Source organism: Marinicella rhabdoformis (genome assembly GCF_009671245.1).
GTDB lineage: Bacteria > Pseudomonadota > Gammaproteobacteria > Xanthomonadales > Marinicellaceae > Marinicella > Marinicella rhabdoformis.
Map to the genome: position 1 here is coordinate 141,147 of NZ_VTFS01000006.1, position 16,649 is coordinate 157,795.

Below are 16,649 nucleotides of genomic sequence, written 5' to 3' on the forward strand. Positions count from 1 at the left end.
TACAAAAAATAATACCTAATCCACATGGCAAAACCGAACAAAAAAGGCCCAACAAAAACAATCGATATATTCTGTAGCCAATGCAAAACCCAGCTGTTCAAATACCGCAAAGGTGGCAAAGGCTCATTGGTCAAATGCTTCAAGGAACGAATCAGCGTAGATTACACCACCACACCTTGCACTTGCCCAAGCTGCAAACAGACCTTTGCCCGTGACACATTGGTGCGCGGCACACCTGCATTTAAAATGATTGGCGGCAAAGTCTTCAGCAAATAACCTGGTTTTATATAAAAAAAACCTAAATACGGGCATTTATTAGCATTCACCCTCATTCTGTGACTGGATGATGATTTTTTACATTGATAAATGAAAGCTAAAATTTTCATTAGACTCACATATATAACAGCAAAAACCTTCCCTTCATTATCAATTATTGTGATTTTTCAAACTTAGCATAAGAATCTAATTGAAACTTATGGTTTCATCTTCAATAATAACTTGCTATTTTTTTAGCCTAAATATAATAAATGAGGAGTCTCACCCCAATGAAATTAAAACCATTAGTAGCAGCGACCATGCTGTTTACCGGTTCAGCAACCCTTGCTAATTTGCCCACCTTGGCATCACAGCAACCTGACCCACAAAGCATCAAACAAGCCATCAATAACAATCAACTCATCCTTGCCACAGGTATATTTGACCCGAAAAACCAAGCTTTGAATTTTCAGGCTGTTGGTTTAGAAAGTATTGCCTCCAAAAATTATGGCATCGTCCAATTTAATATTGGCAAAGCGAATGCACAATGGTTAAAGCAACAAGGTTTTGAAGTCATTCAATCTTTACCCAGTAACGCTTTTGTTGTTAACTGGAAAAACAAAGATCAAAATGTATTGAGCGCCAACAGTGACATCAGGTGGCACGGTGCTTTCCAAAGTGGTTATAAAGTTTCTCCAAGTTTGTGGCAACAAAACCGCGCTTCGTTGACATCATATACTCTGGTAATTCATGCATTTAAAGATTATCCAAGATCTAAAATGGAAGCATTGATCAAAAAAATGGTGCCTTCAGCCACTTTAGCTACTTCAAACATTCCTGCATCAGATAACCGCATTGCCATTTCAATCCCTTCACAAAACTTTGATTCCAGCATCAACAGGCTGTCATTAGCCGAAGGTATTCAATGGATCAACCGCTATTATCCAGAACGCTTCTTAAATGATGACGCTGTTCAGGCTGTGCAAGACAACAGTTCAAGCCCAATTGACCGCAGTATATTTGCCCAAGGTATTTATGGTACTGGTCAAATAGTTGGCATTGCAGACTCAGGTTTGGACAGGAATGAAGATTGGTTCGCTCATTTAGACAAGGGTAACGGTGTGGTTTCTGCATTAACTGATGCAGAAGCTTCCTCACCGCCGTTTGTTGGCAACATGAACCACAACAATAAAGTCATCGCTTATTGGGTGATGCCAGGCGCAACAGCCTATGATGAAGGCACATACCACGGTACACATGTATCTGGTTCTGTCGCAGGTGATAAATTGTCTAATGGCAGTGGCAGCATTGCCTCACCCACTCAATCTGGTTATGACACAGATGACGGCATGGCACCGAATGCACAAATCTTATTCCAAGATATCGGCAGTAATTCTGGGCTGACTGGTGTAGGCTCATCCCCCATGTGGCAACAGGCCCATGATGCAGGTGCATACATTCATAGCAACAGCTATGGATCCGATTCACGCGGTGAATATGGGGGCTCAGATCAAAATCTTGATCGCACCCTAAGAAATTTAGAGAATATGATTATTGCGGTTGCTGCAGGAAACGATGCCTATGTAGCAAACAGCACTGGCTCACCAGGCAATGCCAAAAATGCCATCACTGTAGGTGCCTTGAACCACGGCAACAGTGCGACAATTGCTGGATATTCTAACTACGGTTTAACTGATGACGGTCGTTTAAAGCCCGACATTGCCACGACTGGAACCAGTATTGTATCAGCAGCTGGTGATTCGAATAACGGCAGTACCATTGACACCAATCCATCTTCACGTTCCACCAGTGGTACTTCAATGGCAACGCCAATCACAGCAGGCGCCATGGCATTGTTGAGACAGTACTTTGTTGATGGATTTTACCCAACAGGCGTAAAAAATGCAGCCGACAGCATTAAACCGAGTGGGCCATTGATGAAAGCGATGCTTTTGAATGGCTCTAATGCCGATGCTGGCTTCAATTATAATCGCACAGGCTGGGGCAGACCTTCGCTAAACAATACCTTACATTTTGATGGAGACAACAGAAAGATTAAGTTCTGGGATGTTACACATGAGAATGGCTTAGGTAATGATGAAAGTGTAACTTTTGATGTCGATGTTTTATCCGGCGAAGAATTTCGCGCCACGTTGACCTGGTATGACTTACCCGGTCCTACTGGCTCAGGCGTTACATTGGTTAATAACTTAAACCTTTCAATTGTGGCTCCGGATGGCACTTATTTAGGCAATAATTTCAATACAGCAAATTCTGCCGTTTCTCAAACTGGTGGCTCAGCTGATAACATCAACACTGTTGAACAAGTTAGGTTAACTGCACCCCAAACTGGAACTTATGAAATCACAGTAACAGGTGCAGACATCCCTGGTGATGGCACTTTTGGTTCTGATAAACAAGGTTATGCCTTGGTTGTTAGTGGTGCATTAGGTTCTGTCAGCCCACAAAATTTAGGAGATCCAAGCAATTTGATGGGGGCTGCCAATGGTTTATCAGGTAATGACTTGAATTGGACAGCTGCAACAAACGCAGATTTTTATGAAGTTTATCGTGCCACAGGTACATGTCAAAACATTCAGTCGGGGTCAATGCGCTTTATTGGTCAAACTGGCAGTGAATCATTTACTGATGCCGACACCGTTGGTGGTTATGACTATGCCTATCAAGTGCGAGCTTTTAACAGCGATTATGAAAGTAATTACACTTCATGTGTCGATGTGACTTCAGCCCAAGCTTGTTTGCTACCACCTCAATTCAGTGCAACAGAAACAGCCATTACAAGTAACGTTAATGACAGCTGTAGTATTGGATTATCATGGCCAGCTGCTTCCAGTAGCTGTCCAGCAGATCCAAGTGTGAGCTACAATATTTACCGCTCAACCAGTCATAACTTTACAGCCAATGGCGGCACATTGTTAACAACAGTTAATAATATGACACAGCATGATGATTTAACCGTCACAGGTGGTCAAGCTTATTTTTATAGGGTTGAAGCCTTGAATAATGGCAATACTTCATCGCTTTCACCTGAGTTGGCTTCAACGGCTATTGGAACCGCTTCCAATACTATTGGTACATTAAGTGACAATATTGATGACAGCTTGCTAATGAATGCTACCGGCACTTGGTCAGTTTCCAATGACAGAGCCAGTGATGGTACATTAAGTTACCGAAGCACTTTTGAAGGTGCCAGTACTTACACATCTAATACCTGTGCTCGCATCTACTCACCTGAATTATCTATTCCTAACTCAGGCTCACCTTCTGTTGACTACCAAGCTTGGTATGAAATCGAGGCACAATGGGACGGCGTGGTCGTAGAAGTTTCAAATGATGGCGGTAGCACTTGGACCGATTTACCACCCGTTGGCGGCTATCCAAGTGACTTCAGTCAAACTGGCAGCCCTGCTATTAATGTTTGTGGCTACCCAGCTTCACAAGGTGCATATGGCGGCAATTCAACTGGATTTGATCCATTCTCTCATGATTTAACAGCCTACCAAGGTGACACAGTACAAATCAGATGGAGTTTTTCAACCGACCCTGCTTCACAATTTGAAGGTTTCTACATAGACCAAATCAACTACAACAATGTTTACACACCCAATGTGTGTGGCGCTGTTGATTTAGATTTGATTTTCAAACATGGCTTTGAACAATAAGTAAAGTTTGAGCATTAAAAAGCCGCCATTCAGCAATGAATTGGCGGCTTTTTTTAATGACGTTTAAATTAACCTTTGCCTTTGGTTTTTGTTTTATGAGGTTTGGCAGTTTTTTCAATAAAGTCAATTATCATACCCGCCACATCTTTACCTGTAGCTGATTCAATGCCCTCTAAGCCTGGAGAAGAATTCACTTCCATCACAACAGGACCTCGTTCGGCACGCAACAAATCAACACCCGCCACATTCAAGCCCATGATTTGAGCCGCTTTAACTGCAGTTTTACGCTCTTCTGGCGTTAACTTAACCAATGTGGCAGAACCGCCACGATGCAAATTAGAACGAAATTCACCTTCTTTGGCTTGTCGTTTCATCGCCGCCACAACTTTACCACCGACAACCAAACACCTTATATCAGCACCACCAGCTTCTTTGATGTATTCTTGCACCATGATATTGGCTTTCAAACCCAAGAATGCTTCAATCACACTCTCAGCGGCTTTCTTGGTTTCCGCCAATACAACACCAATACCTTGTGTGCCTTCTAACAGCTTAATCACCAAAGGTGCACCACCTACCATTTTTATCAAATCAGGAATGTCATCCGGTGAATTCGCAAAACCAGTGACCGGCATGCCTATGCCTTTTCGTGACAACAATTGCAAAGAACGCAATTTATCTCTTGAGCGCGTGATGGCCACAGATTCGTTGAGCGGAAACACGCCCATCATTTCTAACTGTCTTAAAACCGCAGTACCGTAAAAGGTTACAGATGCACCAATTCTAGGAATCACCGCATCAATATCCGATATTTCTTCACCCTTATAATGCAATGTGGGCTTGTTCGAAGAAATGTTCATATAGCAACGCAAGGAATCAACCACCCTGATTTCGTGGCCTTTTTGCTTAGCAGCTTCAACCAACCTTTTAGTAGAATAAAGTCTGGGTCCTCTCGATAAGATTATGATTTTCATTATATTATTTGTCCTTGTATGTGTGCTTCATGTGGATAAACTGCCATGTGAACCATGGCTTCTCTTCCTAACAGCATTCGGAATCTCATCACAGACCGATCTGCCAAAGTGATTTCAATGGGCCAAGAATTATCTCCCAGAACCAGTTCACTTTGAATTACAGGTCTGTGTGTAGAATGCCCACCTGAACTGGTTACACTTCTTTTGTCTAACAATCTGGCTTCGCAAACTTGTAAGGTTTCACTGTCTTGATCAACAGCGGTCCAAAACCTGACCCAAGTTTTGCCTTTTCTTTCAAATTTTTCATACTTAACACAATGTAAAGAGCTGGTTTTAGCACCAGTATCAATTTTGATGTGTACTCGCTCAATGTCTAAATCGGGCAAACTGCCCCATTCTTTCCAACCCACTTGCAGGTATTTATTGATGTCACCCATGATTCTGTCTTAAGCATAAAATTATAAAGCCAATGATTTTAAATCAAAACAAGCACAAAGCCACAGTTTATTTCAAACACCATGACTTTCTTCATAGGCAAATACCCTGCCACTATGATACCTTATTTAACAATTTTAAAAAGAAGAGGAAACCATGCGTTGGCATCATAAATACACAACCGTTTTAGCTTTAAGTGCCGCCATCAGTGCCGCCACTTCAGGTTCAATTACCACTTCAGCTTATGCTGAAGCTGATAAAAAGAATCCGTTAGCCAGTATACCACTGAGGAATATTGGACCTGCCATGATTTCAGGCAGGGTTTCTGATTTTGCTTTCATGCCAGGTAAAAAGCATGAATTTTTGGTGGCTACTGCCTCAGGTAATTTATGGAAAACCAATAACAACACCATAACGTGGGATCCCATTTTTGATAATGAAGGCTCTTATTCATTGGGTGTTGTAGAAATTGATCCAAATGACTCAAACACCATTTGGGTGGGCACAGGTGAAAACAACGCGCAGCGCTCAGTGGCTTTTGGTGATGGTGTTTATAAATCTACAGATGGTGGTAAAACTTGGAACCACATGGGCTTAAAAGAATCAGAGCACATTTCGCAAATCTGGATTGATCCAAATGATTCGAATACTGTTTTGGTTGCATCACAAGGACCTTTGTGGAGCGCAGGCGGTGACCGTGGTTTATTCAAAACCACTGATGGTGGTAAAACATGGGACAACATCCTTGAAATCAGTAAACACACAGGCATCAATGAGTTTGTTATTAATAAGGACAACCCGAACGAAATTGTGGCTTCAAGCTACCAGAGAAAACGACACGTTTGGGCGTTAATCAACGGCGGGCCAGAAAGTGCCATTCACCGTTCAACTGATGGTGGAAAAACATGGAACATCACCAAAAGTGGTTTGCCCAAGGACCACATGGGTCGTATTGGACTGGCAGCCACTGGTCAAACCATTTATGCCGTGATTGAATCGAACGCCAAAGAAAAAGGCATTTACCGCTCTCAAGATTTTGGCCAAAGCTGGCACAAACGTTCAAGCTATACACCTGGCAGTCCACAATATTATAATGAACTGATCATAGACCCCAACAACCCAGAACGTGTCTATTCAGTCAACACCTTCACCAATGTTTCAGAAGATGGAGGTAAAACATGGAACCCACTGTCGATCAAATTTCGTCACGTAGATGACCATGCCTTATGGATAGATCCAGACAACTCAGAACACCTTTATATTGGTGGCGATGGTGGCATCTATGAAAGTTATGACCGCGGCCAAACATGGCGACATGTCCGTAACTTACCAATAGCTCAGTTTTATCGTGTCACACCGGATAATGCCGAACCTTTTTATAACGTCTGTGGCGGCACGCAAGACAACAACTCCTTGTGCGGCCCATCTCGCACCGATGTGATTCACGGCATCACCAATGCCGATTGGCATATTGTCCTTGGTGGTGACGGCTATGAGCCACAAATAGACCCCAATGACCCGAACATTGTCTACGCACAATACCAATATGGCGGTTTGGCACGTATCGATAGACGCACCAAAGAACGTTTGTATATTACACCGCACCCTGAAAGTGGTGAAAAAGAATACGAATGGAACTGGAACACGCCCTTGTTACTCAGCCCACACAATTCAACCCGATTGTATTATGGTGGGGATGTGTTGTTTCAATCAGACGACCGCGGTAACAGTTGGACTAAAATCAGTCCAGATTTGACGCGCCAAATTGACCGCAATAAATTAAAAGTTATGGACCGCGTTTGGAGTGTAGATTCGATTGCTAAGAATGTGTCAACCTCTAAATTTGGTAGCCTCATCAGCATCACTGAAAGCCCAGTACAAGCGGGTGTGATATACACAGGCTCGGATGATGGCCAAATCAGTGTCACTGGAAACGGTGGTGAAGATTGGCACTTTGAAACCAAATTCAAGGGCGTGCCAGACATGACCTATGTTTCAGACATTTACGCTTCAAATCATGATGCCAAAGTGGCCTATGCCACATTTGACAACCACAAAAAAGGTGACTTCAAACCTTACGTCATGAAAACCACAGACCAAGGCAAAACCTGGAAATCAATCAGTAGTGATTTACCTGCGCGTGGATCAGCACATACGATTGTTGAAGACCATGGAAAAGCCGGATTGTTGTTTGTTGGCACAGAATTTGGTGTATTTTTCAGTCAAAATGATGGAAAAAGTTGGAACGAGTTCAGTGCCTTGCCAACCATTGCCGTGCGTGATTTAGAAATTCAACAACGTGAAAATGATTTGATTATTGGTACATTTGGTCGAGGTATTTACATCTTGGATGACTACACGCCTTTGCGCATGAATACCGCTGATTTGAAAAAACAATCTGCCACCATTTTTCCTGTCAGAGATCAGTGGTTATATATCGAAGGCGACTTGTATGATGACCGGGAAAAAGGTTCATCAGGCAGTGATTTCTTTACTGCACCCAACCCAACATATGGCGCAACCTTTTCTTATTACATGAATGAAAGCTTTGAATCACTACAGAAACAACGAAGAAAAGCAGAGATCGAAAAAGAAAAAGATAATCAAGACACGCCCTATCCTTCTTGGGATGCTTTACGCGCTGAAGACACAGAAGATGCACCTGTGGTGTTCGCTGAAATCAAAAACAGCAGTGGCGACGTAGTGGTGCGATTACCTGCCAAAAACAGCAAGGGATTTCATCGTTTATCTTGGAACATGCGTTACCCTGCTCCTGATCAAGTACAACTGAGCAAACCAAGTTTTGTTCCATACTGGGTAAAAAATCCCATGGGTGCTTTGGCGACACCTGGCGATTATGAAGTGACTTTGTACAAAAGACAAGGTGGTAAATTATCTGCCCTAGGTGACAGTCAAACGCTGACTTTGAAACGCTTGGAAAACAGCCCAGAATTGACTCAAAATCCTGCTGCATTGCTGGCATTCCAACAAGAACTGTCAGAATTACAACGTGCCGTAAATGGCGTATCTGGTCAATTGGGTGAGATAAACAACAGAATCAAGCACCTCAAAGCAGCACATAATTTAACCACCAATGCCACTGAGGCGAACTACAAAGCTTTGAGAAGCATAGAGTTGAAAGTCAATGACTTGAGTCGCATGTTTTATGGTGACCGTACGGTCGCTTCGAGACAAGAAGCCACGGCTTGGTCAATAGCAAATCGCGTGGGCACTTTATATTTCAATGTTATTGAATCACAGTCTGATCCCACTGCAAATCACAAACGCTCAATGGCGATTGCACAGAAAGAGTTCACAGATGCATTGTCACTTTTGAAAACAATCAATGCAGACTTAACAGCTCACGAAAAACAAATGGAGAAGCTGGGTGCGCCTTGGACACCAGGTCGAATATTAGAGTGATTTTCGTCAATTGAAAATAAAAAAGCCCGCATCTATTGCGGGCTTTTTTATTAACACAGCAGCGATTAAGTACCGTCACCAGTATCTTCTTCAACTTCATCTTTTTTATCATCTTTAGATTTAAACAAACTTTCTAACAGGGCTTTCTTCTGTGCTTTTTTTCTGGCACGTTTCTTCTCTTTCTCTGTTAATTCAGCGCCTTCATTTTCAGCAGCTGAAGTACTCGAGTCAGTTGAACCGTCAGAGGCCTTATTTTTTGTTTTCTTGTCTTTGTCATTGCCGAGTAGTTTATCGAACAGATCTTGTTTCAACTCTTCTTTCTTTTCTTCTATTTTTTCTTTTTGAGTTTCTAAAATTAATTCTTTGATGTCAATTTTAATGTTCGGTTCTAATAAGCTTCCTGACAATGCCACAGGGATTCTGAGGTTCAGTAACTTTTTGTAATCATCACTCAGTACACCTTCAGGAATATTGGTTAACATGGGTTTGATGCTGCCTTTGATGGTTTGTGCATCAAGATCAATGGTCACGTTACCTTTGACATCAAAGTAAGGTGAAGTCAGACTCAATTTATTGGTTTTCAAAATACCTTGATCCACTTCAGCATCTAGTTCCATCAATCCAAAAGCTGTTTTTAGGTCACTGTTTGTAGACATGGCTTCTTGGTTACCCATTAAGCTCAAACTCTTTTGGATGATATCAAATACATCAATACCTACAATGTCACCATCAGTTAAACTGTATTGTATTGTGCCGTGGGCGGTTTTAAACGGTCGTTCACTGAACGGTTCATCAATATAAAGATTGGCATCTAACTTGCCCAACCCTGTCATGAATTCAGAACCCATCAAATCAGTCAACATGTTACCTGCTTGAATATCTGACATCTTGTGTGTCAATTGCAGTTTATTGTTTTCGTTATTCGGTTTCAGTTGTAATTCTGTTTTTATCAAACCTTGGTAAAAATCCGCTTGCAACGGTTGTACAGTGAATTCGTTGCCATTGGTCGCCATTTTTAAAGTGATGTTATCTAATGACAAGCCAGCGAATGTTAATTTTCCAATCGTTACATTACCTTGCAAACGTCCAAAATCTAGCGCGCCACTTTCTCCAGCTGCGGTTTCTGTTGTAGTTGAATCGCTTTGTGGAATGTAAGGGTCTGCATCAAAACTATCCATTGATAAGTTAAACGTGCCACGCATTTTGTCTATGTTGTCGATGTTAAAATCACCATTCAAAACATAGTCATCCAGGTTAACAACCAAGCCATTGATACTTAATGTATTTTGACCAAATTGCCAACTGGCTTTACCTGACATCTCATTGTTAGCATCATTGACCAACGGCGCGTCTAACTGCTGTAAAAATTCATCCAAATCAAATTTGTTCAATACAAGATTTCCGGACAACTTCATGTCCTCAGAAATCTGATTGCCTGTTACAGAAGTACTCAGTTTTATTGCGCCTAATTCAACCACCATTTGGTTGAAATCAATGGTGTCTTTCCCTAAGTCCAGCAACCCTGTTTCATCGGTTTTAAGAACCAGTGGCAATCTAGAGCCGGAAGACAATTGCCCAATAAATTGAAGCTCATTGAAAAGTAAAGATATACCTTGATCATTAAGTAAGTTTTTAGCCAATATTTGACTTTCAAAAAGGCCAGACAAGCTTTGATTGGGCATGTCAACTTGAGCAGATATTTCGATGTCACTGTCATCTACAGCCGACAATTGATTGGTGTTAAAATTAACTTCACTGAGCTGTATGACCACACCTGCTGCATCATCAGCATAATTAATTTCACCACCCGTTATGTTGATTCCACGTATCGCCATACTACCTGAACTGTCAGCCGAATCTGATGTACTGGTTGTCGTTGCACCTGAGCCCAAAGTATCAATAATGCCTTGCCAATTACTTTGACCTGAACGGTTGACTTTGAGGTTTATTTGCGGACTTTGTAAAGTCACTGTGCCTATTTGAATGTCCTTCTTAAAAAGCGGCAGTAATTTAACTTGAGCAGAAAGTGCTGCCATCTCAGCCATATAATCGCCTTTAAACCCAGCCTCATTCGAGAGTTTTACATCATTAAAACTCAAAGCAATACTAGGAAATACTGACCATTTGATTTCACCATCTAAACGCACATCCCTTCCAATGCTGTCTTTGATGGTTTTGCTGATCGCTTGTTTGTGGTCATTGGGGTCAAAAACCATTGGCAAAGCAATGACTAAAGTAAGTAGTAATACCAACACAACAGCTGTGAAAACCAACAAACCTTTAATTAATTTTTTCATTTCTAAGTCTTAAAATACAAATGCTTAGCATAACATTCAGACCATGAATAACTTGTGAATTATTGTTAGGTTTCAGCTCAAATTTTAGGCGATTCAGCTTCCGTAGGGTTTTCTAACTCAAAATACTCGGCCTCAACAAAGTTGAATTGACGGGCTACAAAAATACTTGGGAACGATTGTATCAAGTTGTTGTACATCCGAACGGTGCCATTAAAATACCTTCTGGCCAGTTGAATATCGTGCTCAATTTGACCCAACTGCTTTTGTAGTTCAAGGTAATTTTGATTACTTTTTAAATCAGGATATGCTTCTACGTGAACAAAAAATCGCCTCAAATATTGACTCAACTCTTGCTCGTTTTGTTGTTGTTCTTGTTTGCTTTTAGGCGAACCCTTTTGGCGCAAGCTGACAATACGTTCTAAAGTATCTGCTTCGTGTTGATTGTATTGTTTTACCACGCTGGCTAATTGCGGGATTAAGTCAAACCGCCGCTTCAGTTGCACTTCAATTCCACTCCAAGCATCTTCCATATAATTCCTTGATTTGATTAACTGGTTATAACAATTAATCAACCAAGTCAGGGCCAATGAAAAAAAGCCAATTACAATAAATAAAAGAATCACAGTTGTTCGCATCAGGTATCACATAAGGTCGTTCAGTTCTATTGTACATCCTTCTGAAGTCTTGTTGATCCCTTGTGTTAAAATCTATCAAGGTTAATCGAGTAAATTTATGAAATATTTAATAAATGTGACTTTGCTTACACTGGTGTTTGTGACTGTAAACGCCAAAGCCTTCACTTGGCCTACTGATACTCCAGAATCTCAATCTATTGACTCAGAGGGTATCACTGAAGCTGCTCAACTGATCCAAACAGGTGATTATGGCAACATCAGATCATTGTTGGTGATTCGTAATGGTATATTGGTGCACGAACAATATTTTGGCAACCAAGGTGAAAAGCGCCCTGTGTACTCAGTCACTAAAAGTGTGGGCTCCACATTACTAGGAATAGCACAACTAAACGGCGCCACTTTGAATATCAACAAGCCAATGTTTGACTACATGCCACAATACCAAAACCTACCCGGTGCCATGAACCGAAGAAACATCACCGTACATGCCTTATTGTCTCAACGTCATGGATTGGACTGGGATGAATGGAGCACACCATACGGGACCAATGAAAATCCTATTACTTATATGCTATCAACAGATGATTGGTATCAAACGGTCTTAACATGGCCACTCGAAACTGCACCCAATCAAAAATTCACCTACAGTACGGGTGCATCTTCTTTAATGAGCATTATTCTTAACAACATCAGCGGTCAAGCACCACATGAATTTGCTAAACAATTTTTATTTAATCCTTTAGGCATAGAAGACACACATTGGGAATTACTCAATGGTGGCAGTCAACAAGGCCAAGGCATTTATATATTTCCAAATGGACTAGAGCCATTAGGCTTTGGTCTTTGGCTGAAGCCTATAGACATGGCAAAAATTGGTGAATTGTTCCGCTTGGGTGGTGTATGGGAAGGACAAAGGCTTTTAACACAAGAATGGATTAATCAATCAATCACCACTTACAGCAACGGTAACACCGACCCGGATACTTTTTCTACATCAGAAAGCGGCTACGGTTACCAATGGTGGGTGACTGAATTTATCGACAAAACCGGGCGAAAACACCACAGTTACTACGCAAACGGATATGGCCGTCAGTACATTTTTGTCTTTCCAGAAAGTGACACCATCATCGTGTCAACAGCTGACGACTACAACAGAGATGGTCCAGGTATGGGCACTTTATTGCGACAACAGATACTGCCTGCAATCATCACAGCAAATGATTTTGTTGATATCAGTAATGACTTAAATGGCTCTTGGTACGATCCTGAAATGGCTGGGCAAGGCATCAACATAGAAATCATCAATGGTGGTCAAAACCTTTGGGGGTTTTGGTACACCTTCAATGAATCAGGAACGGAACAACAGTGGTTCACCATGCAAGGCCAAGTTCAAGGTGATACCGCCACTTTTGACATCATCAGCACAGAAGGTGGACTTTTCCTCAATAATCAATCGCCCACCATTTCAAAATGGGGAACTGGGACAGTTCAATTCAAAGACTGCTTTTCTGGCAAGTTCACTTTTGAATCCAATGGCGCAGAACTATCTGGTGAAATTCCCTTGACACGCCTCACAGCCGCTGGTGCCTGCGACCCCAACAATAAGGAAAGCCAAGAAAATCAAAAGCACTCACGTATAAAATGACAGGCACAAAAAAGGCGCTTACTAGAGCGCCTTTTCAGCTATATTCAATGCATTCAACCCGCAGGAAAAACATAACTGGCTTGTAAACCCAAAGGAATACCAAAAGACCAATAAGCCAACATAAACAAAGTCCAGCCCAACAGGAAGGTGATTGAGAATGGCAACATCAAAGCAATCAAAGTACCAATACCCGTGTCTTTCACATACTTCTGACAGTAAACCACCACCAAAGGAAAATAAGGCATCAAAGGTGTGATGATGTTAGAACTTGAATCACCCACACGGTAAGCCGCTTGAGTCAAATCAGGCGAAATACCTAACTGCATCAACATCGGCACAAAAATCGGTGCCAACAAGGCCCACTTACCCGATGCCGAACCGACAAACAGATTAACAACAGCCGTTAAGAAAATGATACCGACAATGGTCACTGCACTGGGTAAAGCCAATGACTTCAGCACTTCAGCGCCTTCAATGGCCATCAACGCGCCTAAGTTTGATTGACCAAAAGCCGAAACAAACAAAGCACAGAAAAACACCATCACCAAATAATAAGACATGCCATTCATCGCTTTGGTCATGGCATCAATCATGTCTTTAGTCTGCTTAAAAGTGCCCGCCATAAAACCGTACACCGCACCGGGAATCCAGAACAGCAAGAAAATCAAAGGCACAATCATTTGCATCAATGGCGCTTTGAACTCAGTTAACTTACCTTCATGGCGCAATGGAGAATCTGCTGGCATCGCTGACCAGACCAATAAAGCAATACCCATCAACATAACGGTGGTTGCCACATAGAATGATTTCTTTTCTTTCGATGATATTTCATCAAATGATGGCAAGTCATCGGTGTCACCATCGACTTTGGTGGCTTGTAAACGTGGCTCAATGATGCGATCGGTGATAAACCAACCCACCAAAACAATGAAAATACTCGAAATACCCGTGAAGTAAATGTTATTCAACGGATTGACCACCATTTCAGGCTGAATGATTTGTGCCGCACTTTGGGTGAAACTTTGTAACAAAGGATCAATCCCTGACGGAATAAAGTTAGCCGAGAATCCACCACTGACACCGGCAAAAGCTGCCGCAATACCCGCCAATGGGTGCCTGCCCATGGAGTAATAAATCACACCCGCCAGCGGAATCACCAACACATAACCGGCATCCGTGGCCGTATGAGAAACAATCGCCACCAAAATAATCACTGGCGTTAACAAGGCTTTGGGCGTGCGCTTCAACATCAGCTTAATTGCCGTGTTGATATACCCAGAATGTTCTGCCACACCGACACCCAGCATCGCCACCAAAACCACACCAAGCGGTGCAAAACCCGTAAACGTTTTGACCATGGTCGTTAAAAAGTTGGCAATCGCATCGCCAGTCAATAAATTGTTGATGATGATGGCCTCACCAGTGCGAGGATCGATGGCACTGAAATCAACGCCAGATAACAACCACGACATCACCCAAATGGTCAGTAAGGCAAATAAAAAGATAATCGCAGGATCAGGAAGCTTGTTCCCCACCCGCTCAATAAAGTTCAAAAATCGCGTCACCGCAGTGACTTTAACCTCAGTTTTTGTTTCCGACATAAATCCTCCAAATTGTTACCAAAGGTTATATACAATTCAGCGGTTTGATTCAAGTGAAATATTTTTGTGATTTGAGCTGCCGGGAAAGGCCTTATATGCCCGGCAGCATGATCTGTCCTTTAATTCACCTGTCAAACTATGGCAGGTTAAGCTTTATCAGTTACACTCCTAATTATGTCTATTGAGTTTTACCTAAGCTTGTTGATCAATTTTAATCTGCTTGTTGGTTTTATCAGGCCAAGAATAGGTCCAAATTCGTTTCAACACCGAGCCATATTGCTTTGAAAAGCCGCCAGAATTGTAAGGAATGCCATGTTTTGCGGCAATTGCTTCAACCTTCGGTGCCATAGCGTAATAACGATGTGCTGGAATATCTGGAAATAAATGGTGCTCAATTTGACAGCTTAAGTGACCCGTTAAAATATGAAACCAGCGTGCGCCGGTTAAGTTCGAAGAACCCAGCATTTGGCGGTAATACCACTGGCCTTTGGTTTCGCCTTCACAGTCAGCTTCACTGAAAGTTTCAACATTTTCAGTGAAATGGCCACAAAAGATTATCGTTGCTGTCCATAAATTGCGCAGCAGATTGGCACCGATATTGGCAGCCAAAATATAGAAAAACATCGGTCCTGCTAACAAGGGAAAGAACAGGTAGTCTTTGAACATTTGGCGACCTGCTTTACTGAAAAACATGCGCTTTAATTCACCATCAGATAATGAACTGGTGCGGTTGGCTTTCTTTTTGCCTTTGAACACGCGTTCCGCAGCCAGTTCGTGGTAAGCCACGCCCCATTCGAATAACAGGCTTAAATTGATGTATGTAATGAACTGCCAGCGGTTTTTGGGGCGCCAAGGTAAATCGTCACTCATGCGCAACAGCCCATAACCGAAGTCACGGTCCTTACCTACAATGTTAGTGTAGGTGTGGTGCTCGTAGTTGTGAATGCGTTTCCAAGAGCCCGAATCGCTGGCGATGTCCCATTCATAACTGCGTGAGTTGATGCTAGGGTCATTCATCCAATCATATTGACCGTGCATGACATTGTGGCCAATTTCCATGTTGTCCAATATTTTAGCCAATGCCAACAACAGCATACCGGGCAATAAAAACCACAGATTAAAGAAGCACAGCATCAAAGTCACACGACCGCCAATCTCGGCCAACCTTTGAATCTTGATGATGCGGCGAATGTAATTCGCATCAGTGCTTCCAAGGTCAGCTTTGACACTTTTTCTCAATTGATCAAAGTCAGCTTCAAGCTGGTCGAAATTTATTTTTTCTTTTGATTTCATATTGCCCTTCATATCTGACTTCATTATTGATTCCATTTTTTCTTTCACCTTTGATTCTGGCATCCTTATAGCTCCAATGTCACATCGCCGACCGCCACAGAAATACACAGCTGAATGTCCTCCGCTCCGGTGTCCGAATAGCTTTCAGTTAATGTGTTGTAAACCATGCCCTGTTGTTTGCGGCACACACACTGCTGGCAAACCCCCATGCGGCAACCACTGACGGGGTTGGTGTCACTTTCTTCCGCCAATTCCAACAAGGTTTTTTGTTCTGTTGCGGCGGTATTAACTTGTGATTTCGAACGTGTAAAAGTGGCTTGACCGTCTTGTTGACGACTGAGGTTAACAAGGAAAACAAACAAGGACATGCACCTCATTAACACATTGTAATCAATATCCTACAAGCGG

General features: G+C 42.2%; 11 protein-coding genes. 4 read left to right on the forward strand and 7 right to left on the reverse strand.

Annotated elements, in window-relative coordinates:
- The first annotated feature begins 24 nt into the window (after positions 1-24).
- Positions 25-276, forward strand: coding sequence for a hypothetical protein (locus FET73_RS13250; protein WP_154224452.1), 252 nt, complete (start codon positions 25-27; stop codon positions 274-276).
- A gap of 269 nt (positions 277-545) precedes the next feature.
- Entirely contained in the window at positions 546-3,938 is a 3,393-nt protein-coding gene (locus FET73_RS13255) for a S8 family serine peptidase (protein ID WP_179952288.1), read from the forward strand.
- 68 nt (positions 3,939-4,006) lie between these two features.
- Here the strand turns inward: FET73_RS13255 and rimK are convergent, their stop codons facing one another.
- The gene (gene rimK / locus FET73_RS13260; RefSeq protein ID WP_154224454.1) at positions 4,007-4,912 is read right to left on the reverse strand and encodes a 30S ribosomal protein S6--L-glutamate ligase; all 906 of its coding nucleotides are present in this window, start codon (positions 4,910-4,912) and stop codon (positions 4,007-4,009) included.
- Complete coding sequence (locus FET73_RS13265) at positions 4,912-5,349, reverse strand: ATP-dependent zinc protease family protein (protein ID WP_154224455.1); 438 nt, start codon at positions 5,347-5,349, stop codon at positions 4,912-4,914. The genes rimK and FET73_RS13265 overlap by 1 nt, the downstream gene beginning before the upstream one ends.
- Positions 5,350-5,503: 154 nt before the next feature.
- On the opposite strand from FET73_RS13265, the gene FET73_RS13270 reads away from it, so the two are divergent.
- On the forward strand, positions 5,504-8,770 hold the full coding sequence (locus FET73_RS13270; protein ID WP_154224456.1) for a WD40/YVTN/BNR-like repeat-containing protein: 3,267 nt from the start codon (positions 5,504-5,506) through the stop codon (positions 8,768-8,770).
- Between the two features lie 65 nt (positions 8,771-8,835).
- Here FET73_RS13270 and FET73_RS13275 read toward each other — a convergent pair whose 3' ends face one another.
- Positions 8,836-11,067 carry an AsmA family protein gene (locus FET73_RS13275; RefSeq protein ID WP_154224457.1) on the reverse strand — a complete coding sequence of 744 codons (2,232 nt, stop codon included), beginning with the start codon at positions 11,065-11,067 and terminating at the stop codon, positions 8,836-8,838.
- A 77-nt stretch (positions 11,068-11,144) separates the two neighbouring features.
- Positions 11,145-11,597 (reverse strand): LemA family protein, encoded by a 453-nt coding sequence (locus FET73_RS13280; RefSeq protein WP_246172755.1) that lies wholly within the window; start codon positions 11,595-11,597, stop codon positions 11,145-11,147.
- 202 nt (positions 11,598-11,799) lie between these two features.
- Between FET73_RS13280 and FET73_RS13285 the strand changes: the two genes are divergently transcribed.
- Entirely contained in the window at positions 11,800-13,347 is a 1,548-nt protein-coding gene (locus tag FET73_RS13285; protein ID WP_154224459.1) for a serine hydrolase domain-containing protein, read from the forward strand.
- Positions 13,348-13,400: 53 nt separating this feature from the next.
- On the opposite strand, the gene FET73_RS13290 is transcribed toward FET73_RS13285, so the two are convergent.
- The 3 genes from FET73_RS13290 to FET73_RS13300 form a co-directional block, all read right to left on the reverse strand.
- Positions 13,401-14,948 carry an AbgT family transporter gene (locus FET73_RS13290; RefSeq protein ID WP_154224460.1) on the reverse strand — a complete coding sequence of 516 codons (1,548 nt, stop codon included), beginning with the start codon at positions 14,946-14,948 and terminating at the stop codon, positions 13,401-13,403.
- 192 nt (positions 14,949-15,140) lie between these two features.
- The gene (locus FET73_RS13295; RefSeq protein WP_154224461.1) at positions 15,141-16,241 is read right to left on the reverse strand and encodes a fatty acid desaturase family protein; all 1,101 of its coding nucleotides are present in this window, start codon (positions 16,239-16,241) and stop codon (positions 15,141-15,143) included.
- A 65-nt stretch (positions 16,242-16,306) separates the two neighbouring features.
- The gene (locus FET73_RS13300; protein WP_179952289.1) at positions 16,307-16,609 is read right to left on the reverse strand and encodes a 2Fe-2S iron-sulfur cluster-binding protein; all 303 of its coding nucleotides are present in this window, start codon (positions 16,607-16,609) and stop codon (positions 16,307-16,309) included.
- Positions 16,610-16,649 lie beyond the last annotated feature (40 nt).